1 protein-coding gene and 1 pseudogene are annotated in these 617 nt (G+C 39.4%); both read right to left on the bottom strand.

Annotated elements, in window-relative coordinates:
- A pseudogene (locus R7Z49_RS26060) lies at positions 1-152 on the bottom strand (type II secretion protein); the annotation flags it as partial.
- Positions 153-155: 3 nt separating this feature from the next.
- Positions 156-605, bottom strand: coding sequence for a hypothetical protein (locus R7Z49_RS26055; RefSeq protein ID WP_005498619.1), 450 nt, complete (start codon positions 603-605; stop codon positions 156-158).
- Positions 606-617: the final 12 nt, after the last annotated feature.

Raw genomic sequence — 617 nt, 5'->3', positions numbered from 1 at the left:
TCTACTTTAAGAGGTGAAGCAAAACCTTCGATCGCATAGAGCTCATCGATCGCTTGCAGAAAAGCCATATCATCTGAAACAACCAGATCAATGGTGTTATTCTTTTTGTCTTTACTCGATGAAGTCGTTTTGAATAGGTTATCTAAATCCATTTTTTACTCCACGACAGGATTCGTCATACTCAAACGTCTGTTGTATTCCAAGCTGCATCCAAATGGATGATTTTTAAGAGTATTGAATGAAACAGCACCACAGGTTTGTTCTTGAATCTTGTGATACTTCGCGACGATTTTTACACCTTTGCCCTCACTGTTTGCGTTCAGTGTGTATCGCAGTTTATTTACGCCTTTGGCTTTGATTTCTTTTACAAAACCATCAACAAATTGACTCTCTTCGGTGTCGTAATTGATTGCAAACGTAGACTTTGGGTATTGGCTATTGATTTGATTAACAAAGTTAACCGACTTATCCATTGCCACGTCTTTGTTGGTGACTCGAAACTCAAAGGTTTCCACAATGGTGTCTACCGTCGTTTTATTTGGGGTTACCGATACCGAGCAACCGGTCAGTAAAACGGAAACGACCAATAATAGGTTTGCCTTCATTAGTTAAAGCCT

It is taken from the genome of Vibrio sp. 1562 (assembly GCF_033340155.1).
Classification (GTDB): Bacteria; Pseudomonadota; Gammaproteobacteria; order Enterobacterales; family Vibrionaceae; genus Vibrio; species Vibrio alginolyticus.
Note: the sequence above shows the minus strand (reverse complement) of the source record. Positions and strands in the feature narration are given on the sequence as shown.